The sequence below is a fragment of the Acidocella facilis ATCC 35904 genome (genome assembly GCF_000687875.1).
Lineage (GTDB): Bacteria > Pseudomonadota > Alphaproteobacteria > Acetobacterales > Acetobacteraceae > Acidocella > Acidocella facilis.
In genome coordinates, this window is sequence record NZ_JHYG01000016.1 from 1 (window position 1) to 23,385 (window position 23,385).

Below are 23,385 nucleotides of genomic sequence, written 5' to 3' on the forward strand. Positions count from 1 at the left end.
AACGAAACCAATCAGCCAAGACGTCGCCAATGACGTTCCGCCAACGGACAAAAATGCCGGGCCTGAAAATCAACCCTTATTCAGAGATGCCTTAACTATGTGGGCGTTGTCGGGAGTTTCAGCCATGGGATGCGGCGGCAAGAGCGCGCTGAATGGCGTGTGCCGAGTCCGAGCTTTGAAAGGGCTTCTGCATCATGATCGCGCTTCATCGTGCGGGCCGCACCGATGCGGCAATCCTGCTGACAAACACATGCGGAACGAATCCGTCGCTGAAATTATCTCAGCCGCCGACATGCCGCTGCCTTCACTCAATGTGACATCAACAATCATTAAATCCGGCTTGCACCGTGCAGCAGCTGCCACTACCACGGTCTCCGTGGCGATGATCGCGCAGACGGTGTGGCCCATCTCCTCCATAAGATCGATGTACAGCGATCCGATAATTGCACCGTCTTCCACTATCAGAACGCGCAGTGCTTTCAGTAGTGATATAACTTGCTCAGCCATCTTCATGCGGCCGCCCTTCGATGATGGGGTCCACCTGGAGCAGGCTTCGATGCTGCGGGGAAGGATGTTGAGCCGCCGGATTGCGCAGGCATTTGAGAAGCAGATGTCTGGCTTGGTGGCACAACTCCGGTGCCATGGTGGGACGCTGGGGCGGGTGGCTCGTATTGGCGCGAATTTGGCGGAAATGCTTGCCGGCCTCAGCCACCGCCAGGCGGCAAGCCGCCAGAGTGATGTAGAATTCTGGCGTGAGCTTGGCCAGCGGGCCGAGCGAGGGCCCGGGTGGGTGGATCAACCCCGGCAATTGCGGCGGCGCGGGTGGTGAGAGAAAGGCTAATTTGTATTGCATAAAGCGCTACAATCAACTATGTTCCGCTCATGACAAGAACCACCGCCATGACCGCCTCGCCCAAGCGTAAAGACCATCCGCTCTCGATGCGTTTGCCGGAAGGCGATATCGCGATTATCGACCGTGCGGCGGATTTGCGCGGGCGCTCGCGCACGGATTTTGTGCGGGAAGCCGCGGTGCGGGCGGCCGAGGAGGTGCTGATGGAAAGCACGCTGGTGCGTATGAGCCCGGAAGGGTTTGAGGCGTTTGTTCAAGCCGTGTCCGCCCCCGCGGCGCCCGTGCCGGAAATGGTGGCCTCTCTGCGCCGCAAGGCGCCGTGGGAAAAAGATACCACGACGCGTTGATGGGGGAGGTATTGCTCTCCGCACCGGAGCTTCTGCATGCCGGGCATGATGTATCCCACTTCTCCTGCGGCAAGCCTTCGCTCGATCATTGGCTGAAGAACCGGGCGCTGGCCAACCAGCAGAAAGGATTCTCCGTGGTCATGGTGGTCCATGTGGCGGGCGGAGTGGTGGGCTACTACGGCCTGGCCCCTACCGCTGTTGTTCCAGCCACCCTGCCACGCGCCATCCGCACCGGCCAGCCGCCGAGCCCGATGCCGTGTATTCTACTCGGCCAGCTTGCCACAGACACGGCCTGGGCGGGGCAGGGGATTGGTATTGGGTTGCTCAACCATGCGCTGGCCCGCAGCGTGAATGGGGCCGCGCTGATCGGCGGGCGGGCGGTGATGGTCAACGCCATTGATGATGAGGCCGCCGCGTTCTGGCGCCGCCGGGGGTTTTTGCCGTCGAAAGACAATGCGCTCATGCTGTTCCGGTCGATCGGCGATATCGCCGCTTCGTTGAAGGCCGCCGGCGAGACATGATTTGCCATCCTGGCTTCACTTCATGCCACATCAGGGCAGAAAGTCGGCCAAATACTCCGATGCCGGCCTTACGCCTGTCAGCGGATCACGGGATGAAAGGTGAGCGACGCGTGAACATGTGCTCACGCGGGCTGGCTATGCCGTCCTAAGGAGGATCAGTTCAATCTCGGACTGGATCCGGATACGGCGCGGGCCTTTCACGATGAAACGCTGTCGAAGGAGGCGCATAAGAACGCGCATTTCGGTTCAATGTGTGGGCCGAAATTCTGCTCGATGAAGATCAGCCAAGATATCCGCGCCGAAGCAAAACGCCAGGAGCGGCTGGAGACGATGTGCGCCGCCTTCACCCGAGGCCGGCGGCGCGCTTTATGTGACAGCCAAAGACTAATGCTCGGCGGGGGCGGGCAGATTCACCCCTGCCCCCTGCCCCGCCTTGCCGGTGGCGCGCACCAGCAGCGCCACCGCGCCGGCGCCGATGACGGCAACAACGCTCGCAACCAGAAATGCCGCGCCATACCCGCCGACATATTGGATAATGAAGCCGGTCAGGGCCGGCCCGATGATGCCGGCAATGTTCGAGAGCAGATGCACGTACCCGCTGACACCGCCAACGCGTTGGGCCGGAACCAGATCCTGGATGGTCGCCCAGCAGGCCATCGGCGTCATGCCTTCGAGGAACAGCACCAGCGCCATCAAGCCAACCGCCTGGAAGGTTGTTCGCGCATACATCAACAGCACTAGGCACACCGCCACTGGCAGCAATGTGGCGATGATGATGAATTTTCTTGCAAAGATCGGCCCGCGATGGCTGCGCACCAGACGGTCCGACAGCATGCCGCCGAGCACACAACCAACCAGCCCCGCCAGCCAGGGAATGACGCTGACTATACTCATCGTCTTTATATTCAGCCCACGGGCGCTGACGAGATAGCTCGGCATCCAGGAGAGCAGAAAATATTGCGTATAATTTGCGGCAAAGAAGGCAAGCGCAATCGCTAGAATTGTCGCCGAGACCAGGTAGGTCCGCAGCGGCGCCGCGGAGGTGGCTGCAAGCGCCGCGGCGGGACGGCCAGCCTCGATGTAGGCAACCTCACCTGATTTCACGAAGCGGCTTTGCGACGGCTTGTCCTGCATAAAGAAAAGCCAAAGCAACAGCCAGACGAGGCCCAAAACGGCGGTGGCTACAAAGGCCGCGCGCCAGCCAAATTCCAGCGCTAACAGCCCGACGATCGGACCGGAGATCGCCGTGCCGAAGAGATTTCCACCCGACGTGGCAGCACCGACCATGAAGCCGGATTCATTGCGGGGGAACCAGTTACGCACCGTCTTGTTGGAAACACTGCCCATCGGCCCTTCGCCGAATCCGAAGACGATGCGGAACAGCATCAGCTGCCAGAACCCGGTGACGATGGCGGTCAGCCCGCTGAACAGCGACCAGACACCCATGCCGAGTGCATAAATACGCTTGGGGCCGTAATGGTCTGATAGATAGCCACCGATGAAATTGAAAGCGGCGTAGCCCAGGAAAAAGATGCTGAAAATCAAACCAAGCTGGGAAACACTCAGACCGAGATCCTTGCGCAGCATCGGCTTCAAGCCCGATTTCGGCTGGCTGGATGCGCCGGTGTTCAACGGCGCCGGGCGCCCGGCGCATCGGCGCGGGGTTACCGCGCAGCCGGGGCTGTATTTCCTTGGCCTGCCCTGGCTGCATACATGGGGCTCGGGGCGCTTCTCTGGCGTGGCGCGGGATGCCGCCTTCATCGTGCAGCAGATCGTCACCGCGCGGGCGAGCGTCTGATGGACGGCACAGCTTGGCCCAGCACCTACGAAGCCGAATATGCAGCCTCGTTGGAGGATCCGCAGGGCTATTGGATGGCGCAGTCGCGGGTGCTCGACTGGGTGCGCCCGCCTCAGGCAGGGTTTGTGCTGCGCCCGGACGGCCAGGCCGGTTGGTTTCCCGGCGGCGTGCTCAATCTCTGCGCCAATGCGCTGGACCGGCATGTCGCCGCCGGGCGCGGCGAGCAGGCTGCCTTGATCTGGGAGAGCCCCGCCTGCGGTGCCAGTGATATGTTCACCTACGCGGCGCTGCTGGCGCGTGTGGCCGGGTTTGCCGGGGGGCTGCGCGCGGCCGGGGTCGAGCCAGGGGACAGGGTGGTGATCTGCCTGCCGCCGATTCCGGAATGTTTCGTCGCCATGCTGGCCTGCGCCCGGCTGGGTGCGGTGCATGTCGTCGTCTTCGCCGGGTTCGCGCCGGCTGAGCTGGCGCGGCGGATCGAGGATGTCGATCCGAAGCTGGTGATCACCGCCAGCGCCACCTACCGCGCCGGCCGTGCCACGCCGCTGCTTCCCGGCGTGCGGGAGGCGACGCAGCGCAAGCTGGTCGTGGTGCAGCGCCCAGGCGCGCCGGCCCTGCTCGGCCCCGCAGAGAGCGACTTCGCCACGCTCGAGTACGCCGAACCGATCGTGCCGGTGCCGATGCCCGCCACTGCGCCGCTGTATATCCTGCACACGTCAGGCACCACGGGGCGACCAAAAGGCGTGGTGCGCGATACTGGCGGCCATGGCGTGGTACTCGCGCAGTCCATGCGCACGGTCTATGGACTCGGGGCCGGTGAGGTGTTCTTCACCACCGCAGATCCAGGCTGGGTGGTGGGGCATTCCTACGGGCTCTATGCGCCGCTGCTGGCGGGTTGCGCCACCGTGCTGGCCGAAGGCGCCGTGGGCCGGGCGGTGTGGGATATCTGCGAGCGGCATCGGGTGGCGGTGCTGTTTACGTCGCCTTCGGTGCTGCGCGCTCTGCGTCTTGCCAAGGCCGCGCCGCCGCCCTTGCCGCCGCTGCGGCGCATCTTTCTGGCGGGCGAGCGGGCGGATGCAGGCGACAGCGCTTGGGCCGCGCATGCCACCGGGGTGAAGGTGCTGGACCATTGGTGGCAGACCGAAACCGGCAGCGCCATGGCGGGAAGCTTCGCCGGTCTGGGTGATTATGCCGCGCCAGGCAGCAGCTTGCGCCCCGCGCCGGGTTATGAGCTCTGCGCGCTGGACGTGCAGGGGCAGGAACTGCCGCCGGGTCATGCCGGGGAGATCGCCGTGCGCTTGCCTCTGCCGCCGGGCTGCCTGACCGGCATGTGGGGCGCCACGCCAACCTGCTTCTCCTATTCCGGCTATTATCGCAGTTTCGATTACGGCGTCATCGCGCCGGATGGGGGAGTGAGCATCCTCTCCCGTACGGATGACGTGTTGAACATCGCCGGTCGGCGCCTGGGGGCGGGAGAGATCGAGGCGGCCATCGCAGATCATCCGGGGGTTATGGCCTGCGCCGTTATCGCCGCGCCGCACCGGCTGCGAGGGGAGGAGCCGGTCGGGTTCGTGGTGCCGCATCCGGAGGCAGGAGCCAAGCTGCAGCAAGAGATCATCGCCCTGGTGCGCGAGAGGTTGGGGGCGTTTGTCGGGCTGCGACGGATCGTGCTGGTGGAGGAGCTGCCGCGCACGAAATCCGGCAAGATCATCCGCCAAGCGCTGTCGGTACAAGTCGTGTCTGATTGACTGTATTAACCTTTAAATTGAATGCATTTAATTCGAAATTGATGGCAGTAATGCCAGCTTTTCACTGTTATTCTGTCATATGATGGCCTATATCAGGCATTGTGAATGGCGGTGATTGACTGAATGTTGTTTCCATTCAATTTCGAGGTGTGAGATGCATTACAGTTTTGCCGCGACCACATTCCACTGGGTTTTCATCAGCCTGACGCTGGTGCTGTGCGTTGTCGCCTCGCTGCCCACCCGCGCCTGGCTGGGGGCCGGTGCATGGCTGCAGCAGCAGATGACGCGCTCAACATCCCAGCGGCTGCAAGCGAGCCTGGCGCCCTTCGCCGGGCGGTTTTCGCAGAGCGAGAGCTTTTTCGCGCGCGGCGGTGGGCTGGCGTTCGATGCGCCCCGCGGGCTGGTATTCCTGGCATCCATGGATGGCTTATCGGTCCAGTCCGCCATCTATCCTGCGGCGCTGATCGAAGCCGCGCAGGCGCGCTGCGTGGTGGAAAATGGCTTTCAGGATTTCGTGCTGGATGTCGGCATTAGCGGCCAGGCAGCCGGCTGGAGGCTGCGCTGCGCGAGCCAGGAGCTGGCGAATGAGATGAGTGCGGCGCTGGCGCGGTTCTGCGGGACACCAGACCAGGCTTTGGGACTTATTCGGCAAGATCCAGCCCGGCTGGGCGCGCGTGCAGGCAATATGCGACTTTGTCCATGGTCATATTAAGTTCGACTATATGCAGGCACGCGCGACCCGCACGGCGCTGGAAGCCTTCAATGAGCGCGTTGGGGTGTGCCGGGACTTCGCGCATCTGGCGGTTACCTTCTGCCGTTGCCTGAATATTCCCGCACGCTATGTGAACGGTCATCTGGGAGATATCGGTGTGCCGGTGGTTGATCCCATGGATTTCAGCGCTTGGATCGAAGTGTTTATCGGTGGAAAATGGCATAGCTTCGATCCACGCAATAATGTTCCAAGGATCGGCCGGATCGTTGTTGCCCGAGGCAGGGACGCGGCCGATGTACCCTTGATCAACTCCTTCGGCCCGCATGTGCTGAAATCTTTCCGGATCTGGACGTATGAGGTGGATGCGTCGTCAGTGGAGCCGTAGCCGTGCGCGCGGGGCCCTGATGGGATTGTCGCCGTTTTCTGAAACCCGGCATGGCCGAGTTTGTGTCTGATGCCACGGTACCATGGCGCGGTCTTGCAATTCACAGCGGAGCCGCCCATACTACCATTTATCGATCTTGCTACTGAACTTTGTTTCCCGCGTTAATCGCGTTGTTGACGATCTTCCTCCTCAAAGTCGATCTGAATAGCTTGTGGCGCATTCCGCGCCGCGGGTTGAACCGTGTGACTGATTGAAAGGAATCGTCATGAATATTGGAACCGTAAAATTCTTCAATACGGCCAAGGGGTTTGGTTTTATCAAACCCGATAACGGAAGCGATGATGTCTTCGTACATATTTCGGCTGTAGAGCGTGCTGGCATGCGCGTCATCACAGAAGGGCAGAAGTTGAGCTTCGAAATCGTCACGGACCGCCGTAGCGGTAAAAAAGCAGTGGATAATCTGGCGGCTGTCTAAGCGTCAGCAATTTTGCCATTGCCTAAGCTGTAAATCCCGCCGGATAGATAAGACGGCCCATGCCGCCTTATCTATAAAGCTCTCTGCCTAGTGAAGACGTGATTCCGGACTCCCGATACTATCGATTGGACGGCGCCATGCAATTTAAGTGCATCGCACGATAAGCTCCTTTTATTCTCATCTTCATTATTTGACCGTGAAGAGTGTAGCACATCTGCTATTCGTTTCTTTACGAATGGCCCCACCATAAACTGTCGGTTGACCGCCGGCCAAGGAAGACGACCTGCTTTACCCTAATTTTCGTACGCAAGCGCAGAACATGCGTGTCAGCCGTACAATTATAACCCGCGCAATACCCGATCCGGATATTCAGACCGAGTACACCAGGAAAGTACCTGCGTTCAAACTTACACAAGCCGAGATCCGCGAGATCGTTGAAAATATCATTGGTTAACCTTGCTGAACAATAGTCGCCCTCAAGATCCCGTGATCGAATTAAATGCAAAAAGTGCATAGCTCACAGCGATCATCGTAAAAATCACTGCGTGATCAGAGCGGTACAATCCAGCTTTAACATGATCCGTTCATGAGTGTGCAGCATTTAGGTCGATCAAGGAGATATTTCGTCCTTCACGGAGACACGAGCCGCAAAAAAAGCTGCGGCGTACTCCGTTGTTCATATTCATGCTGGAAAGATCCGAATGTCAGTCGACCTTCGCGCGCTCAGTCCTGAATATCTGCGGGCCGGTGTCGCTTAATTGGCTTTCACGAACCATACGCTCGTGTCCGTTTTCATTGCTCTGGATGCGGTATTGCAAATCACGTGTTTCACTAGGCATCTGACGACGAATGGTATAGAGGCCACGGTTGGCGTTTGGTTCGTGCGGCCCCGGCCTGAAGTCGACCGTTTGCCCGATAGCGAACTTATGTTGTGTCATAATCACCTTTTCAATCTGTTCCGATTCAATAACAAGACACCCGAAGTCAGGTAACTTGTGAGTTAATTGCCGATACTTTACCATATTGACTATCTTCCAGATGATAGGTGATCTTCTGGCCGTCATTCCAATGATCGAGACCCGAACGCTCGACGACGAAAATATGGACGAACACATCCTCTGATTTGTCATCAAGCATAATAAAGCCAAGGCTTTTTTGTAAATTGGTCCATTTAACTATACCCTGTGGCGTGGTGCATCTCCATCATACGTTGGCATCCACATGGTGTGGATCGAATTGTTCTCTAGAGAGGAAAGCCACCAGATGAGCATCGCATTCAAGGGCACACAACATCCGGATAAACAAGATATCCTTCTCCTAGATGGGCCCTCATGCAGAAAAATACAATCGAAAACTGTGTCGTAATTCTCAGTATTTAGTGATTAGTTCGGCACCCATGTCTAGCCGCCGGTGGACTCGGTTGTGGGAAGGGTTCATGCTGCGAGATGATCGATCCGTATTGTGCTGGTCGTAAACCAGCGCGCGGATCCTGCTTATAGAAGCGGTTCCCAACAACAATGAAGTAGGAAATGACCCAGGCGTATATCAACAGGATCGGCACGGCGCGGCCGCCTCATGACGTCCACGCCGCTTTCCAGGATTACACCGCTCGCGGTCTGCCCGATGAGCGGCAGCGGGCGTTGTTTCACCGGATGGCCAGGCGGGCGGGGATTTCGCACCGCTATTCCGTGCTGCACCAGGACGGCATGGTGGAGGCCGCCGCCCCGACGCCGGGCTTCTACCGCCGCGGCGCCTTTCCGGGCACCGCGGCGCGCATGCGAACCTACGCCGCGCATGCCCCAGCATTGGCGGAACAGGCTGTCAGCCAGCTCGACCTGCAGGGCCGGGCCCAGGAGATCACGCATCTCGTCGTCGCCTCCTGCACCGGCTTCATGGCCCCCGGGCTGGACCAGATCCTCGCCGCCCGGTTGGGGCTGCGCGTGGATCTGCAGCGCACCATGGTCGGCTTCATGGGCTGTGCGGCGGCGGTGCCGGCGCTGCGCATCGCCCAGGCGGCAGTGCTGGCAGACCCGGCGGCGCGGGTGCTGGTGGTCAATCTCGAGCTGTGTACCCTGCACATGCAGGAGACCGACGCGCTGGAGGTGGCGCTGACTTTCCTGCTGTTCGGCGACGGCGCCACGGCGGCCCTGGTTACTGCTGAGCCGCACGGCTTCGCGCTGGAGGATTTCCGTAGCGTCCTGATTCCGGACAGCGAGGATTTCATCTCCTGGCATGTCGGCGACCAGGGGTTCGTCATGCATCTCTCCGGGCAGGTACCCGGGCGCATTGCCGCCGCGCTGCGCGCTGCTCCGGATTTCATCCTGCGCGGCGAAGGCACGCAGGCGCTGCAGCTCTGGGCCGTGCATGGCGGCGGGCGCAGCGTGCTGGATGCGGTGGAGGGCGCCTTCGGTCTGGAGGAAACGGCGCTGGCGCCGTCGCGCGCGGTGCTGGACGCGCATGGCAACATGTCCTCGGCTACCATCATGTTTGTCCTGGCCGGCATGCTGAAAACCGCGCCACCCGGCCAGCGCGGGCTGGCCATGGCCTTTGGCCCCGGCATGGTCACCGAAACCTTCCGATTCACCGCCCGCTGATGGATTTGTCCCGGCGCTCGACCCAAAGTGAGGCCATGGATGATCCGGCCATGGACGAGGCGGCGTATCGGCGCTGCCTGGCGGATCTGGCGGGGGTCAACCGGGTGACGCTGACCCATCGAGCGACCCTGCGCTGGCTGTCGGGCAAGACCCGAGCCCTGCCGCGCGGGAGAGAAATCTCAGTGCTGGATGTCGGCTGCGGGCAGGGGGATCTACTGCGCGCCATCGCTGACTGGGCGCGGCGTCGGCAGAGGCCCGTCGTCCTCATGGGGCTGGATCTGAACCCGCGCAGCGCGGCGTCGGCGCGCGCCGCCGGAGAGGGGGAGGAGATCACATACCTCACCGGCGATGTGTTCGCCTTCCAGCCGCCGCGCAAGCCGGATTTCATCGTCACCTCGCAATTCACCCACCATCTGCCGGATGACCAGATCGTCCAGCTACTCGGCTGGCTAGAGGCGCATGCCGCGCAAGGCTGGCATATTGCCGACCTGCACCGGCATTGGTTCGCCTATCACGGCTATCCACTACTCGCCCGGCTGTTCGGCTGGCACCCGATCGTCCGTGTCGACGGGCAGATTTCCATCGCCCGCGGTTTCACCAGGGCCGAGTGGGTGGTGTTGCTGGCGCGGGCTGGGGTGCAAGCACGCATTACCTGGCAGCCGCTGTTCCGCCACGCGGTGTCGACATGATCCTGGTGGTCGGTGGCGGCCCGGCCGGAGCGGCCTGTGCCATTGCCCTGGCGCAGGCCGGACGGGCGGTGACGCTGATCGAGCGCGAACCCGCCGCCACCGACAAGGTCTGCGGCGAGTTCGTCAGCGCCGAGGCGCAGGCCTACCTCACCCGGCTCGGGCTGCCCCCGGCGCTGCTGGGCGGACAGCCGATCACCAGACTGCGGCTGGTGCGCGGCGGCCGTACCATCACCGCGCCGCTGCCCTTCGCCGGGCGCGGCGTGCGGCGCCGGGGCATGGACGAGACGCTGCTGGATGTGGCCGAGCAAAGCGGGGTGCGTGTGCGGCGCGGCCAGGCGGTACGGCGGATCGACAGCGGCGGGATCAGCGTTGAGGTCGGCGGCGAGGTTCTGCATCCTGCCACGCTGGTGCTGGCCAGCGGCAAGCATGAGGTGCGTGGCGCGGCGCGCCCGGCCCGGCCCGGCCGGCTGGTCGGGCTCAAATCCTATTTCTCTCTGGCCGCCGGTCCGCAGTCAGAACTCGTGCAGCATGTCGAGCTTATCATGTTCCGCGGCGGTTATGCCGGTCTGCAGATGGTTGAGGACGGACTCGCCAACCTCTCTTTGCTGGTCGACAAGGCGGTGCTGCGCGAGGCCGGCAATAAATGGCCGGCGCTGCTGGCCGGGCTGCAGCGCACTATCCCGCATCTGGCTTCAAGGCTGGACAAGGCGGCTGACCGCCTGCCGGAGCCGCTCGCCATCGCTGGCATGCCGTTCGGCTTCCTGCATCGGCCCCACGCCGCGGACCCGCCCGATTTGTTCCGGTTGGGCGACCAGGCGGCGGTCATCCAGTCCTTCACCGGGGACGGGCTGGCGATCGCCCTGCACAGCGCAGCCCTGGCGGCGGCTGCAATCATCGCCGGTGCGAGCGCGCAGACGTATCACCAGCAGTTGCGGACCGATGTAAGGTGGCAGGTGTTTCGTGCCGGGGCGTTGCATCACGCGCTGAGCGCCCCGCTGCTTGGCCCCGTTCTGTTCGCAGGCGCCGCTTTGTGGCCCGCAACCCTCGCCCGTGCCGCTGCCTGGACCCGCGTGCCCGAGGCGGCGCTGGCGCGCTGCCAGAGTCAAGCTCGGCCCGGCTTGTGCTCACTCAGATAAGTGGCCTGCGTGGGGATTTTTGAACCAGTTGAACTGAGACAAACTGGTTTAGAAAGGAGGGTAGCGTCCGTCAATGTGGTGGACATTCTGGTGTAGCTGAAGTGGCCATCGATCATGCGGCTGCGGTGGAAATCTGGTTTGGTTCAGCGTTGATCAGCGGGGGTGTAAGTTCAGCCATTCCCTCGATCTGCATATACCGGTTTTGTGTCTGCCACTCATCGTTTGCCTCCAGCAGCACGGCACCGATCAGCCGGATGATCGCTGCCTCGTTTGGAAAGATGCCTACGACATCGGCGCGGCGTTTGACGTCTTTGTTCAAGCGTTCCAAGGGGTTGGTGCTGTGGATTTTGGTCCGGTGCTGGGTGGGAAAATCCATGTGCGCCAGCACGTCGATCTCGCTGTCATCGATAAACGTGCCGAGCTTTGGCCACTTGCCGCGGAGCTGATCGGCGACATGGCGCAGGGTCTGGCTGGCATTGGCGCGGTCAGGCTGGATGAACGCCTGGCGCAACGCGGCGGATGCCATGTTCTGCTGGGCCTTCGGGACATAGGACAGCGCGTTCCTCATCCAATGCACCCGACAGCGCTGCCAGGATGCGCCCATGACTTTTCGGCCGCACATGGCGGATGACTTTCAGCCGGGCCGGGATTTTCTCCAGCACCTCGGTGATGTCCTCGCCGAGTTTGACCAGATGCGTGCCGCCACAATTGGGGCAGACCTCGGCAGTTGGGTACACCACATCCTCACGCGGCAGATGCACCGGCAAAGGTTTGCGCACCGCCGGTGAGCGGGCCGGACGTGGCTGCGGGGTTGCTGCTACCCGTGCGGCTTCAGCTTCCTCAAGGTCTTCGAGCTGCAACTCCAACTGCTCGATCTGCGTGTCCAGCGCCTCGGACGATTGCCCGAACTGCATGCGCCGCAGCTTGTGCAACTGCGCTTTATACTGCTCGATAAGCAGGTGCGCCGTCGCCAGCTCTGCTTCGCGCTCGGCAAGTTGGGCTCGCAGGCTGACAATCTCGGCAGCGGCATCCATCGGCTTTTAATCTAGCCGAATCGCATGAAAATATCACGAGTTTTTACGAATCAGCAGGCCGTTTCCAGTGTAAAGCTGCGCACCGGCGCGCGCCAGTCGATCCCCTCCAGCAGCATGGATAATTGCGCCATTGAGGTTGCTGTAGAAGATGGCGATCCGGTACCCAAGCCCTCTACTATAGAGACGGTGAGAGGAAATCCTGACTTCGGTGGGTGGATCATTAGCGAAGTTGATTTAGGAATATAATCCTAAATTGCCGATTGGCTAAATTAGCCAGACAGTAGCAAGTCAAGTTTGCTTCATAGTCCGCACCAGCTCGAATATTGCTCCGGCTCACCCGGCAGGAACCTGGCGATGTGATTGTCGGTGCTACGCCTGAGGGCATGGGTGGCAAGCGCAATCCACCGTTCTGGATGAAGCTCTGCGAGCTCGGTCTGTTGCACAATCTCATCCCCCCTGAAGCAGCGCAGGTCAGGGCGTCGCGAAAAAGCCGTTGGGCAGAGAGAGAAAGCGTTGCAGCGAAGCATCAACATGCGCTTCGGCCGCAACGCGGGCGGCGGCTGCATCACCGGTCAGCAGGGTCTGCACCATCGCATCATGCTCGGCCAAGCTGCCGCTCATCATCTCCTGCTCCAGGGGGCCGCGGAACTGCGCCAGTAGGATGGTGTTGCCCAGCCTCTGCGCCGCTTGGTCCAGCACGGGATTGCCGCTGGCGGTGCGGATGAGCTTATGAAACGCGTCGTTGGCGGTGCTGAAGCTCTGCATGTCGCTTTTCCGCGCGGCCTCGGCGGCGATGTCGCACAGCCGGCATAGCTCAGTCGGGTCCGCCGCCAGCACTGGCGCGGCCAAAGCCGCAGCCAACCCCTCCAGCTCCCGCCGCACCGCGAAGGTCCAGCGTAGCTCATCCTTGCTCAGATGCCGGACGATGGCGCCGCGATGGCGCTCGATCTGTACCAGGCCATCGCCTTGCAGCCGCAGAAAAGCTTCCCGCAAGGCGGTACGGCTGATGCTGAAGCGTTTGATCAGCTCCGCCTCGATCAGCCTTTGACCAGGGGCATAGTGCCCGGCCTTGATGCCGTGCAGAATGGCCTGCGCCGCAATATCCACGACTGAATCGTTATTTGCTGTTACGTCCATTGTCTCAGAGGCTGCCATTGCGGCAAGGCTAGCACTCGGTCCGCGCCGCCGGAAGAGTGTCAGCCACGAAGCAGCCCGGCCTGTTGCAACCCGGCCAATGCCGCCGCTTCGTCCCGGTCCCCGATATCTCCCGAAACACCGATGGCCCCCAGCAGCGCGCCATCCTCCCGCCGGATCAATATGCCACCGGGATTGGGGACGAAGCCGCCATGCAGGCTTTGCCCCGCAGCGGTGAAGAATTGTGGCAGCGCCTTTGCTCGTTCCGCCAGCTCGCGCGTATCCAGCCCGAATTGCAGCGCGGCATTCGCCTTGCCGATGGCCAGATCCGGCCGCCCTAGCGCGATGCCGGATTCCGCCGCGAAGGCTTTCAGCACGCCGCGCGCATCCAGTACCGCAACGGCGAGCGGCAACAACTCAGCTTCCCGCCCCGCCGCCAATGTGCCGCGGAGAATCTCCTGTGCGGTTTCCAGCGGCAAATCTGCGAAGATCGGCTCAGACATCGAACATCTCCCCCATGGCCCGCAGCATGGGATGCGGCATGAAACTCACTCGGCAATCCAGCACCGCCGGGGCTTGCGCGGCGAAGGCGCGCGCCAGGGCAGGGGCAAGCGCCTCCGGGGTTGTCACCGTTTCGCCGAATCCGCCGAACCCGCGCGCGATGGCCGCGTAATCCGTACCCTCCAGATCCACGCCCAGCCTGAACCCCTTGCGGGTCTGGCCAGCGGCGATCACGCCCCAGGAGGCGTTATTATGCACGATATTCACCACGTTCAGCCCGTAGCGCCGTGCGGTGTCCAGCTCCTGCAGGGTGAAGCCGAAGCTGCCATCCCCGGTGATGTTCACCACCGGACGGCCGGGATGCAGCGCCGCGAGGGACAGTGCATAGGGCAGGCCGAAGCCGAGCTGCGCCATGCCGGCTTCGTGAAAGCGCGTGCGCGGCTCAAGCACTGGAGTGAGGTCGTTGCTCCAGAAGCTTGTATGGCCGCCATCGTAAACCACGAGTGCGTCTGGCGGCAGCGCCGCGCCAAGGGCGCGTGCCAGAACCGCCGGGTGCATCACCGGCCCGCTGGCATCGGCGCCAAGCTGCGCCTGATAACCCCGCCATTCCGCAGCAAGCCCCGCCACCCAGGCCGGGTCGGCAATACCGGGCCCCGGGCAGGCTTGCGCCAATGCCCTGACCGTGGCGGCCGCATCGGCCAGAATGCCCAGGCTAAGCGGCGTATTCTGGCCGAGCGCTTCGGGATCGCTTTCCACCTGGATGATCGCCTGGCCCGGAGCCCCCAGCCATTCTCCCTTGCGCCAGAACCAGGAGGAGACACGCATGCCCAGCGCCAGCACCACATCCGCCTCGCGCAGCGCGCGCAACACGGCAGGGCCGCCAATGGCGCCGCCATGGCCAAAGAAATCAGGATCATCGCTGGCCACCATGCCGATGCCCGATTGCGTGGTGGTTACCGCCGCGCTCAATCTTTTGGCAAGTGCACGCAAGGGTTGGTATTCGCCGGAACGGGCGAGCCCGCCCCCCGCGATGAGCAAGGGACGCTTCGCCCCACGCAGCAAAGCGAGGGCGGCTTGAACCGCATCGGGATGCGGGCTGGGCAGGGTGGTCAATCGGTAGGTCGCCGGCGCGCGCGCAAACGCGCCGGTTGGAAAAACCGTCTGCGCTTCCAGCACATCCTGCGGCAATTCCAGATGGACCGGGCCCGGCCGGCCGGTGAGGGCGGCACGGAAAGCGGCGCGGACAAGCTCTGGCAGACGCTTCGGGTCATGCACCACAGCGCTCCATTTGGTGAGCGGACGAAGCATGGCTGCGCTATCGATCTCCATCAGCCCGCCCTTGGCCGGATATGCCGCGCCATGGCTGTTATTCGATGTGATCAACAGCAAGGGCAAGCGGTTATTCAGCGCGGAGGCCAGGCCGCCAACGGCATTGGCGCTGCCCGGGCCAAGCTCCGCGAAGGCCAGCGCCATGCGCCCGGTTGCGGCATAATGTGCCGCCGCCATCATCACACCCGCGGCCTCATGCCGGACGCCGATATAGCGTAGCCCTTCCTCTTCAACGGCCTGCAAAAAGGGCGCGATCTTGCCGCCGGCAATTCCGAACACGGCGTCGATGCCCTCAGGCCGCAAGGCGCGCGCCAGCGCACGGCCCCCTGAAAGCCGGATCAAGCCCTCGCCCAGATCATTGCTGTTACCCTCCGGCATGATGTCCCCCGTTGAATTCATCTTGTGGAGAGATGAATAAGCCATTGCATATCATCATTCAATATAATATGACTAAATTGTCCGACAATAAAGATGGCCGATTTTACGGCCCCGGCGATAGCCAAGAAAAAAGGGGAGATGAGTTCAAAATGCGACAGCAACTTTTCGTGGCAACCGCGCTGCTCGCGGTGGGTGCGTTCCAGCCTGCTTATGCCGATGGGCTTTTGTCCAAGCCTGCTAATGCCCTCGCATCCCAGGGGATCGATGTCAGCGCGATCTATCTGAACCAGTTCATGGCCAACCCGAGCACCGGCTTCAATACGGGCACGACCTCCTCCACGGGAGCATTGATTCCGCATATCGATGTCGATCTGAATAAGTTAGCGGGCATCCCTGGGGCCAGCATTCATTTCGAGCAAGCGATCTTCACCTTCGTCTCAGGTCAGAATATGACCTCCAATGTCGGCGGCATTCTTCCCGGGCTGCCGTATAATGCTGTGGGCAAACACACTTATCTTTCCGAGCTGACCTATGAACAGAAGTTGCTGCAGGGGCGGCTGGATATTGAAGTCGGCCGGATGAATCCGCTACGGCATTTCTCATCGCCGAATTGCGATAATTTCTTCACCTGTCAGGACCCGGTTTTTCTCATCGATAACGATGTGCCGCCTTATCCCTATGGCGTCTGGGGCGGGAGGGCCCAGTTGCAGTTGGATAAGCAAGACAATGTTCAGCTTGGCGCCTTCGAGGATGATTTCTACGATGCCCGCGTGACCAACGGCTATGATTGGGGCACCAACCATGCCATCGGCGCGGAGATTCTGTTTCAGCTGGCACGGCACACGAGCTTTGCCGATAGCCGCCACCCTGGCGCCTATTCGCTGATGTATTTCCACAATACTTCAACCGTCCCGGATCCTTATATCACCGTCGCGGGCACCTCCCAGGTGTTCAACCCCAGCACGGCCCCGGTCACCTATACCGGGACGGATGGGCTGGTGCTGCGTTTCAACCAGACCCTCTGGTCAGCCGCCGCCCCGCCGGGCGTGCCGCCGGTTCATACTGATGTTTATGGCGGTGTGTCCTATTCCTTCACCGCGAGCGCCCCGGTGCGGGCGCAGTTCTATACGGGCGTCAATTATTATTTTCACACGGGCATGCCGCTGGATACGCTGGGGCTGAAACTCCAATATGCTGATATTGGCAGCCGAGAGTTGATGTTTCAGCGCGATGCCCGCATTGCCGCGGGCGGCGCGGATGTGATGGGCTCATCCAATGAATGGCGGTTCGAGGTGAACGGCTCCTACATGCTGCTGCCTGGCATCGCACTGCAGCCAACCTTCCAATATTACATCAATCCCGATGCCTTCTTCAATCCATTTCAGCCCCGCCTGCCGCGCAACGGCATGGTGTTTGGCGCCACGCTGGTGGTGTTTCTCGGGCAGATCCTTGGCTTGCCGCAACCGCCAATGTCCTGAAAGAAAAACTCAACAATGGAGGAGACAGGCATGACTAAGATCAAAGCCGGATATGAGCCGCGCCTCGTGATATTGATGTTTTTGGGCATTGGCACGGTCATGCTGGACCGTATGGCGCAACTTTTCCTGGGCCCTTACATCGCTAAAGCACTTGCCATCGGCCCGGCGCAGATTGGCGTGCTGGCGGCGGGTGTCAGCTTCGCTTGGGCAATTTCCTCCTTTATCTTCGGGCAGCTCTCCGACAGGGTTGGACGAAAACCCGTTCTGATTCCGGCGATGATTTTGTTCTCGCTGTTCTCCGCCGTTTCCGGGCTGGCGCAGAATTTTGGACAATTACTGCTCATCCGCATCCTGCTCGGCGCGGCGGAAGGGCCGTGCTGGACGGTGATCGCCGCGCTGGTGGCGGAGGCCACGCCGCAGGAGCGGCGCGGCCGCAACATGGGCATCGTCATCAGCGCCGCGGCGCTGGTAGGCGGCGGCCTAGGGCCGATCCTGACCACGCAGATCGCCAGTGCCGTTGGCTGGCGCTGGGCTTTTGCTGTTGCTGGCATTCCAGGGCTGGTGCTGGCGTTGATCATGCTGGTTTTCGTGCGCGAGCCACAGAAGCATCTGCGCAGCGAACCCGCGAAAGCCGATCTGGGGCGGCTTCTGCGCTACCGTAACGTATGGCTCTGCATCTTCGCCGCCATTGGCCAGGCAACTTGGCTGCTGGCCTTCAACGTGTTCGCCCCGCTCTACATCACCCGGGTGATGGGGCAGAGCCCGACCATGGCCGGATTCTTGATCGGCGCTTCCGGCATTGGCGCATTTGTTCTGGGGTTTTGCGGGCCCGCTGTGTCGGATAAAATCGGCCGACGCCCGGCTTTGCTGGTGGCCGCAGCCTTGGCCATGTTGATGCCGTTGCTGTTTCTGGTGCCGGGGCTTTACCATATGACCGGGCTTCTGGCGGCACTGATTTTCCTCACCGCCACGGGCTCGATCACGGCGGCACTCACCCTGACCATTATCCCCGCGGAATCCGTACCGCCCAGCCTGAAAGGCGCGGCGATTGGCCTGGCAGGCATGGGCGGAGAAATTGGCGGAGCACTCTGCGGTCCAATGCTGGGTGGTGTCCTGGCCCAGCATCTTGGCCTTGCCGCGCCGCTGGTGCTGGCTAGTGCGGGGATGGTACTGGTGTTGCTGCTAGGGCTGGCGATGCGCGAAACTCGCCAGATCCACGCCAGCTTGCATGACGCGCCGGTTCCGGCGCCGCGCGAAGGCTGAACGCAACGCGGCAGAGACGGCCAAAGAAAACCCGGATCAGCCTGTCTGGCCGATCCGGGTTTTTTGTCGGTTTGTCTGATCATATCGGATAATGGCCGGGCTGGGTCTCAATGGTGATCCAGCGCAGTTCGGTAAAAGCGTCGATCCCCGCCTTGCCGCCGAAGCGCCCATAGCCGGATGCCTTGGTGCCGCCGAACGGCATCTGTGCCTCATCATGCACGGTGGGGCCGTTAATATGGCAGATACCGGATTTGATCTGCTTGGCCACGCGCAAGCCACGCGCGGTATCGCGGGTGAACACGGCGGCGGACAGGCCATATTCCGAATCATTTGCCAGCTCGATCGCATGCGCCTCGTCGCGCGCGCGGATCACGGCAACCACGGGGCCAAAACTCTCTTCGCGGAACAGCCGCATCTGCGGGGTCACCTTGTCGATCACATGCGCCGGCATGATCACGCCATCCGCCTCGCCGCCATTCAATTGCATCGCCCCTGCCGCCAGCGCTTCCGCGATGAGGGATTGCACATGCGTCACGGTTTTCAAATCCACAACGCAGCCCAGAGGCGTTTGGCCAAGTGCGGGATCGCCAGCCTTCATCGTCGCCACCTTGGCCTGTAAGCCGGCGGTGAAGGCGTCCGCCACAGCATCGGTGACGATGATGCGTTCCGTGGACATGCAGATCTGGCCTTGATTCATGAACGCGCCGAAGGCCGCCGCCTTGATCGCCTCGTCGAGATCCGCATCCTCCAGCACCAGGAAGGGGGCCTTGCCGCCAAGCTCAAGCAGCACCGGCTTGAGAGTTTCAGCCGCGCGCTTGGCGATGACCCGCCCGACGGTCGTCGAGCCGGTGAAATTGATCCGCCTGACGGCCGCATGGTCGATCAACGCGCCGACAATTTCGGCGGCGGCCTCAGGCGCGTTGGTGACCAGATTGACCACGCCCGCCGGAAATCCTGCTTCGGCAAAGGCCTGGATGATCAGCGCATGGGTATGGGGGCATTGTTCCGAAGCTTTCAGCACCACCGTATTGCCGCATGCCAGGGCCGTGGCGATGGCGCGGGTGCCGAGGATGACCGGCGCATTCCACGGGGCGATGCCCAGTACCACCCCAGCCGGCTCGCGGACGGCCATGGCGACGCAGCCTGGCTTGTCAGAGGGGATCACCTCGCCGGCGATCTGGGTTGTCAGCGCGGCGGCTTCGCGCACCATGTTGGCGGCGAGCATGACGTTGAACCGCGCCCACGCCTCGGTGGCGCCGATCTCATCGCGCATCGCCGCTACGAATTGATCAGCTTTGCTGGCGAGCGCGTCAGCGGCTTTCAGAAGCAGGCCGCGCCGTGCACCTGGCCCCAGCTCCGCCCAGGCCGGAAACGCCGCCCCTGCGGCGTTCGCCGCGTCCTCTGCCTGCGCGATTGTCGCCGCCACGGCGCGGGTCACGGCCTTGCCGGAAAGGGGATTGATTCGCTCGAAATATGTCCCAGCATCAAGAGAAGCACCGTTGATGAACAGGCCAACCTTGGTTGTAGTAAACTCCTTGGGCATTCGGCGTTCCTTATCTGCGAGGTGGCAAGAATAATTGTCAGACAAAAAAATAATACAAAACGGAAAAGCTCTTGCATAGCTGGCTCTCGGCCGGAGGCGAGTTACCTCATGGCTCCCGTCACGCATCTCAGCCCTGAGCGCCTGATTCGGTGCAGCACAGGGGCTCATGGCGTCCTGTACGCCGCGCGGATATATAAGACGGCCCCACTTGAAACCCTTCACCAGCACGCCCGCTTCATGGCACGGATCACCCAACCGCTCGGCTGGGCATCGCAATTCCGGGAGAGAGATGCCTTGTTAGTTTTAAATGTTTAGAGTGATGCTGCCGCGGCAATCTAGTACCTCTGCACAGAGATTATGACTCTTTGACCGGGTATGCCTTGCGGAGTTTTTCACGGGCTTTTTCGGTTGTGAACATCCAGTTGATCTGGGCTTTGTCGGCATTGCGCTGCGTCTCCCAAGCGGCAATTTCTGCGACGAGTTGATCTTTGTTGTCGATGCGTCGGTCGAGGCATTGGCTGCGCAGGACGCCGATCTCGATTTCAACCATGTTGAGCCAGCTTGCGTGTTTCGGCGTGTGGTGGAACTCCAGCCGTTTGAGCACGCGGCGCGCTTCGGGTGCGGGAAAGGCGTCATAGATTGCCCCGGAAGAATGGGTTGAGAGGTTATCCAGCACCACCCTGACCACGGGGGCGTCGGGATAATGGAGATCGACCAGATCGCGCATGCAATGGGCGAAGTCCAGATTGGTGCGCCGGTCAGTGACCTTCACCCTGCGCCATGGCCGGTGGGCATCAAGGAAGATGAACAGGTTGACCGTTCCATTGCGGCGATATTCGCAGTCATAGCGCTCCAGGTGGCCCGGCTTGGCCGCAATTGGCTGGCGTACTTCGCCGATGAGCTGGGTTGGGCTCTCGTCGAAGCACACCACTGGCCGTTGCGGATCAGGAACTTCGGCGTAGAGATCAAGCACGTTCTCCATGCGGGCGACGTACTCGCCATCGACCTTTGGAATGCACCACATGTCCTTGCGCCATGGCTTCAGGTCATTCTCCGCCAGCCTTCGGCGGACCGTCTCGCGAGAAAGCTCTTCATGCTCGGTGAGCTTGACCAATGCTCCGGCCAAAAGTTCAAGGGTCCAGCGCGCTCGACCTGGCGGAGGCTTCGAGCAGGCGGTTGCCACCAGCAGCGCTTCTTCCTTGCCTGACAGCTTACGTCCGGCGCCGCGGCGCGGTTCCTCGCTCAGCGCCCCTTCCAAATTTGCTTCCACGAAGCGGCGCTTGGTCCGATAAATGGTTGATCCGCTAACCCTCAGGGTCGCGGAGATCTGCTCATCGCTGGTCCCCGCATCGGCCGCCAAAAGAATCTGCGCCCGCTTGAGCTTGCGCACCGCGTGCCGGCCGCCACTCAAAAGCGCCGTGAGTTCATCACGTTCCGATTGCGTGAGTTCGACCCGATACCGTACATTCATCTGAGTTTCCTTGCAGTTCAAGGCTCAGATGAATCCAAAATGAATCAATTCTTTGACAAAAATATCCCGGCCACAGAGCCCCGCTTCACCACCACGCAGGGGCAATACCTGGCCTTCATCTATGCCTATACGCGCGTGCTCGGGCGCCCACCCGCTGAAGCAGATATGCAGCGGCACTTTAAGGTCACCGCACCCACCGTCCACCAAATGGTACTCACCCTCGAACGAAATGGCCTCATTAAACGTGACCAGGGCATAGCCCGCAGTATCCAACTCATGATCGCACCAGAGGCGTTGCCAATTCTGCGCTGAAATCAAACAGCAACCCGTCAAATTCTCTGTGCAGAGGTACGAGCACTACAGTTGCATTTTTGATTTGAGATGGGCATGTCTGGCTGTGGCTTGATGGCTTCGTCTGAATATTGACCATTTGAGGATGCGCTCGACGGGAAGTCGCCGTTGAGCGAGCTTCAGGGCGAGGCGCCGGATTTCTTGGATGGACCATCGGATGAGTTCTTGTCCGTCCTGCGCTTCGTTTTTTTCGGCGTGATGGCGTTGGCGCGATAGCGGACAGCGGCCATCATGGCATAGGCGAGCATGACGAGAGAGACATGACGATGCCAGCCGTGCCAGGAGCGGGTTTCGTTATGGTCGAGGCCGAGTTCGTTTTTGGCGGTTTCGAAACCTTCTTCGATCCGCCTACGTGTTCCTTCCACGCGGACCAGCGTATCGATTGACGTGCCGTGCGGAGACCAGGTGGTGAAATAGGCGCATTCGCCATCGGCGATGCCGCGCCGGATCAGCAGTCCCCGCGTCCACAGACCCGGCGTGGGAGCGTCGAATTCTTCGGCGTCAAGATCCGCTAGTGGACAATAGGCCCAGTCGTAGAGCCGCTCGCCCTTGGTGCCGAGCCCCGCCGACAAGCGTTGCCAAGCTTCCGCCGGCAAGTCCTGGGCGATGTCTTTGGCCTCGCCGGCGATCAGCGGCGCCGTGCTCCAGGAGCCAAACCAGTGATTGGAATTCACCCCCAGCACGTAGCCGCGACCGGCCCGGCGCAGGGTTTTCTCCACTTCGCCCACCCCATAAACGCTGTCAGCGGCAACCCAGGAAAATGGAACGCCAGCGGCAACCGCTCGGTCGATCATCGCCGAAGCCAGCGTCGGTTTGGTTGCGAATGCGATCGTGTCAGGCACATGCGCGGCCTCCATCCGCGCCGGATCGGATGTCCAGGCTTTCGGCAGATATAGTGCACGGTCGATGAACGCGTGGCCCTTATACGAGACATACGCAGCAAATACGCCAATCTGACAATTTGTGATCTTGCCCGCGGAGCCCGTATATTGCCGGCCAACGCCGCATGACGTGCGGCCCTGTTTGAGGAAACCTGTCTCGTCAATCACCAGAACCGCGTCATCCCCAGCCAGATGCTCGACAACATAGTTCCGCACGACATCGCGTAAGACATCGGCATCCCAGCGCCCCCGCCCAAGCAGCGCCTGCTGCCGCCATGGACCAGGATCACCCGCCGCCTCGGCGCGCATCCACCCGGTCTTGCGCGGCTCATTGCCAAGAAGCGTATCAAGAAAATCGCCCGCCGACGCCGCAACACGCGCCTGCGTGAACAATGGTCTTACCCGTCCCTTCACATCTCGGAGCGACGACGCCCAAAGTTCTAATGTGTCTTCAACAGATGCGCCGCCACTTATCAGAGCTTGAATCATGGTTACCCATTGATTCAGAACTTGCGATAAAATGCAACTGTAGTGCTGGTGAACCGCTTATGCACGGATTTGTACCTGCCGTAACGCTCCGGCAGGTCATGCCAGTGGGCGCCCGACCGGATCACCTAAAGACCTGCATTCACGAACAACCGATTGTCGGTGCCTATCTGGCCTGGATCAGAGGCTTTGCCCGCGATCAGCGGGCTAATGCGCACCGACTGTTTCTCGGAAAGTTCGTAGCGCTTCGGGGCCATGCTGACTCCAGATCATCTAGTCTGGAA

24 protein-coding genes and 5 pseudogenes are annotated in these 23,385 nt (G+C 61.4%); 15 read left to right on the forward strand and 14 right to left on the reverse strand.

Going from position 1 to position 23,385, the window contains the following annotated elements; translation table 11 throughout:
• Nucleotides 1-192: 192 nt before the first annotated feature.
• Together T331_RS18525 and T331_RS20030 are read right to left on the reverse strand one after the other, a co-directional pair.
• A complete protein-coding gene (locus tag T331_RS18525; RefSeq protein ID WP_211248737.1) occupies nt 193-513 on the reverse strand; it encodes a hypothetical protein in 321 nt (106 codons plus the stop codon).
• On the reverse strand, nt 500-853 hold the full coding sequence (locus tag T331_RS20030; protein ID WP_155992734.1) for a hypothetical protein: 354 nt from the start codon (nt 851-853) through the stop codon (nt 500-502). Before T331_RS20030 ends, T331_RS18525 begins: the two co-directional genes overlap by 14 nt.
• Nucleotides 854-882: 29 nt before the next feature.
• On the opposite strand from T331_RS20030, the gene T331_RS0114695 reads away from it, so the two are divergent.
• The 3 genes and pseudogenes from T331_RS0114695 to T331_RS19555 all read left to right on the forward strand — a co-directional run.
• Nucleotides 883-1,197 (forward strand): type II toxin-antitoxin system TacA family antitoxin, encoded by a 315-nt coding sequence (locus T331_RS0114695; protein WP_240376722.1) that lies wholly within the window; start codon nt 883-885, stop codon nt 1,195-1,197.
• Nucleotides 1,197-1,718, forward strand: coding sequence for a GNAT family N-acetyltransferase (locus T331_RS0114700; protein ID WP_026440576.1), 522 nt, complete (start codon nt 1,197-1,199; stop codon nt 1,716-1,718). The genes T331_RS0114695 and T331_RS0114700 overlap by 1 nt, the downstream gene beginning before the upstream one ends.
• Nucleotides 1,719-1,868: 150 nt before the next feature.
• Nucleotides 1,869-2,106: pseudogene (locus T331_RS19555) on the forward strand (phosphomethylpyrimidine synthase ThiC); the annotation flags it as partial.
• Here the strand turns inward: T331_RS19555 and T331_RS18530 are convergent.
• Nucleotides 2,103-3,305: an MFS transporter gene (locus tag T331_RS18530; RefSeq protein ID WP_051622407.1), complete on the reverse strand. Its 1,203-nt coding sequence runs from the start codon at nt 3,303-3,305 to the stop codon at nt 2,103-2,105. The pseudogene T331_RS19555 and the gene T331_RS18530 overlap by 4 nt on opposite strands.
• Between T331_RS18530 and T331_RS20170 the strand changes: the two are divergent.
• The 5 genes and pseudogenes from T331_RS20170 to T331_RS0114725 form a co-directional block, all read left to right on the forward strand.
• A pseudogene (locus T331_RS20170) lies at nt 3,304-3,516 on the forward strand (MSMEG_0569 family flavin-dependent oxidoreductase); the annotation flags it as partial. The gene T331_RS18530 and the pseudogene T331_RS20170 sit on opposite strands and share 2 nt — an antisense overlap.
• A complete protein-coding gene (locus T331_RS0114715) occupies nt 3,516-5,261 on the forward strand; it encodes an AMP-binding protein (RefSeq protein ID WP_035180332.1) in 1,746 nt (581 codons plus the stop codon). The pseudogene T331_RS20170 and the gene T331_RS0114715, both read left to right, overlap by 1 nt.
• 154 nt (nt 5,262-5,415) lie before the next feature.
• The gene (locus T331_RS20035; RefSeq protein WP_008495311.1) at nt 5,416-5,973 is read left to right on the forward strand and encodes a hypothetical protein; all 558 of its coding nucleotides are present in this window, start codon (nt 5,416-5,418) and stop codon (nt 5,971-5,973) included.
• A gap of 10 nt (nt 5,974-5,983) precedes the next feature.
• Nucleotides 5,984-6,358, forward strand: a complete 375-nt coding sequence (locus T331_RS18545) for a transglutaminase-like domain-containing protein (protein WP_008495312.1) — start codon at nt 5,984-5,986, stop codon at nt 6,356-6,358.
• A gap of 265 nt (nt 6,359-6,623) precedes the next feature.
• The gene (locus tag T331_RS0114725; protein WP_026440578.1) at nt 6,624-6,833 is read left to right on the forward strand and encodes a cold-shock protein; all 210 of its coding nucleotides are present in this window, start codon (nt 6,624-6,626) and stop codon (nt 6,831-6,833) included.
• A gap of 704 nt (nt 6,834-7,537) precedes the next feature.
• Here T331_RS0114725 and T331_RS20040 read toward each other — a convergent pair.
• Both T331_RS20040 and T331_RS19560 read right to left on the reverse strand, forming a co-directional pair.
• Nucleotides 7,538-7,855, reverse strand: coding sequence for a hypothetical protein (locus tag T331_RS20040; RefSeq protein WP_008495315.1), 318 nt, complete (start codon nt 7,853-7,855; stop codon nt 7,538-7,540).
• Nucleotides 7,818-7,970 (reverse strand): cold-shock protein, encoded by a 153-nt coding sequence (locus T331_RS19560; RefSeq protein ID WP_244876970.1) that lies wholly within the window; start codon nt 7,968-7,970, stop codon nt 7,818-7,820. The genes T331_RS20040 and T331_RS19560 overlap by 38 nt, the downstream gene beginning before the upstream one ends.
• Nucleotides 7,971-8,362: 392 nt before the next feature.
• Between T331_RS19560 and T331_RS0114735 the strand changes: the two genes are divergently transcribed.
• Genes T331_RS0114735 through T331_RS18555 form a run of 3 tightly spaced genes read left to right on the forward strand, consistent with a single transcriptional unit; the run spans nt 8,363 to nt 11,252 of the window.
• Complete coding sequence (locus T331_RS0114735; RefSeq protein WP_008495317.1) at nt 8,363-9,427, forward strand: type III polyketide synthase; 1,065 nt, start codon at nt 8,363-8,365, stop codon at nt 9,425-9,427.
• A gap of 35 nt (nt 9,428-9,462) precedes the next feature.
• The gene (locus T331_RS0114740) at nt 9,463-10,116 is read left to right on the forward strand and encodes a methyltransferase domain-containing protein (protein ID WP_205619825.1); all 654 of its coding nucleotides are present in this window, start codon (nt 9,463-9,465) and stop codon (nt 10,114-10,116) included.
• A complete protein-coding gene (locus T331_RS18555) occupies nt 10,113-11,252 on the forward strand; it encodes an NAD(P)/FAD-dependent oxidoreductase (protein ID WP_051622408.1) in 1,140 nt (379 codons plus the stop codon). The genes T331_RS0114740 and T331_RS18555 overlap by 4 nt, the downstream gene beginning before the upstream one ends.
• A gap of 112 nt (nt 11,253-11,364) precedes the next feature.
• Here the strand turns inward: T331_RS18555 and T331_RS18560 are convergent.
• Both T331_RS18560 and T331_RS20570 read right to left on the reverse strand, forming a co-directional pair.
• Nucleotides 11,365-11,862 (reverse strand): annotated as a pseudogene (locus tag T331_RS18560) (transposase); the annotation flags it as partial.
• Between the two features lie 52 nt (nt 11,863-11,914).
• A pseudogene (locus tag T331_RS20570) lies at nt 11,915-12,286 on the reverse strand (IS66 family transposase); the annotation flags it as partial.
• A gap of 24 nt (nt 12,287-12,310) precedes the next feature.
• Between T331_RS20570 and T331_RS20045 the strand changes: the two are divergent.
• A complete protein-coding gene (locus T331_RS20045; protein WP_155992737.1) occupies nt 12,311-12,532 on the forward strand; it encodes a type II toxin-antitoxin system HicB family antitoxin in 222 nt (73 codons plus the stop codon).
• Nucleotides 12,533-12,757: 225 nt separating this feature from the next.
• Here T331_RS20045 and T331_RS0114770 read toward each other — a convergent pair whose 3' ends face one another.
• The 3 genes from T331_RS0114770 to T331_RS18565 all read right to left on the reverse strand — a co-directional run bounded on the left by T331_RS0114770 (nt 12,758) and on the right by T331_RS18565 (nt 15,649).
• The gene (locus T331_RS0114770; RefSeq protein ID WP_026440580.1) at nt 12,758-13,393 is read right to left on the reverse strand and encodes a GntR family transcriptional regulator; all 636 of its coding nucleotides are present in this window, start codon (nt 13,391-13,393) and stop codon (nt 12,758-12,760) included.
• An 89-nt stretch (nt 13,394-13,482) separates the two neighbouring features.
• Entirely contained in the window at nt 13,483-13,923 is a 441-nt protein-coding gene (locus T331_RS0114775) for a GlcG/HbpS family heme-binding protein (protein ID WP_026440581.1), read from the reverse strand.
• Nucleotides 13,916-15,649: a thiamine pyrophosphate-binding protein gene (locus T331_RS18565; RefSeq protein ID WP_051622409.1), complete on the reverse strand. Its 1,734-nt coding sequence runs from the start codon at nt 15,647-15,649 to the stop codon at nt 13,916-13,918. Before T331_RS18565 ends, T331_RS0114775 begins: the two co-directional genes overlap by 8 nt.
• A 128-nt stretch (nt 15,650-15,777) precedes the next feature.
• Between T331_RS18565 and T331_RS0114785 the strand changes: the two genes are divergently transcribed.
• Both T331_RS0114785 and T331_RS18570 read left to right on the forward strand, forming a co-directional pair.
• The gene (locus tag T331_RS0114785) at nt 15,778-17,106 is read left to right on the forward strand and encodes a carbohydrate porin (protein ID WP_162173914.1); all 1,329 of its coding nucleotides are present in this window, start codon (nt 15,778-15,780) and stop codon (nt 17,104-17,106) included.
• A gap of 30 nt (nt 17,107-17,136) precedes the next feature.
• Nucleotides 17,137-18,369: an MFS transporter gene (locus tag T331_RS18570; protein WP_162173915.1), complete on the forward strand. Its 1,233-nt coding sequence runs from the start codon at nt 17,137-17,139 to the stop codon at nt 18,367-18,369.
• Nucleotides 18,370-18,448: 79 nt separating this feature from the next.
• Here the strand turns inward: T331_RS18570 and T331_RS0114795 are convergent, their stop codons facing one another.
• Nucleotides 18,449-19,879 carry an aldehyde dehydrogenase gene (locus T331_RS0114795; RefSeq protein ID WP_280512649.1) on the reverse strand — a complete coding sequence of 477 codons (1,431 nt, stop codon included), beginning with the start codon at nt 19,877-19,879 and terminating at the stop codon, nt 18,449-18,451.
• Nucleotides 19,880-20,267: 388 nt separating this feature from the next.
• Nucleotides 20,268-21,383, reverse strand: coding sequence for an IS630 family transposase (locus T331_RS0114800; RefSeq protein ID WP_026440584.1), 1,116 nt, complete (start codon nt 21,381-21,383; stop codon nt 20,268-20,270).
• Nucleotides 21,384-21,422: 39 nt separating this feature from the next.
• Between T331_RS0114800 and T331_RS0114805 the strand changes: the two genes are divergently transcribed.
• Nucleotides 21,423-21,695 carry a LexA family protein gene (locus T331_RS0114805; protein ID WP_026440585.1) on the forward strand — a complete coding sequence of 91 codons (273 nt, stop codon included), beginning with the start codon at nt 21,423-21,425 and terminating at the stop codon, nt 21,693-21,695.
• Between the two features lie 158 nt (nt 21,696-21,853).
• On the opposite strand, the gene T331_RS0114810 is transcribed toward T331_RS0114805, so the two are convergent.
• Nucleotides 21,854-23,104 carry an IS701 family transposase gene (locus T331_RS0114810; protein ID WP_026440586.1) on the reverse strand — a complete coding sequence of 417 codons (1,251 nt, stop codon included), beginning with the start codon at nt 23,102-23,104 and terminating at the stop codon, nt 21,854-21,856.
• A 47-nt stretch (nt 23,105-23,151) separates the two neighbouring features.
• Nucleotides 23,152-23,358: pseudogene (locus tag T331_RS20480) on the reverse strand (transposase); the annotation flags it as partial.
• Between the last annotated feature and the right edge of the window lie 27 nt (nt 23,359-23,385).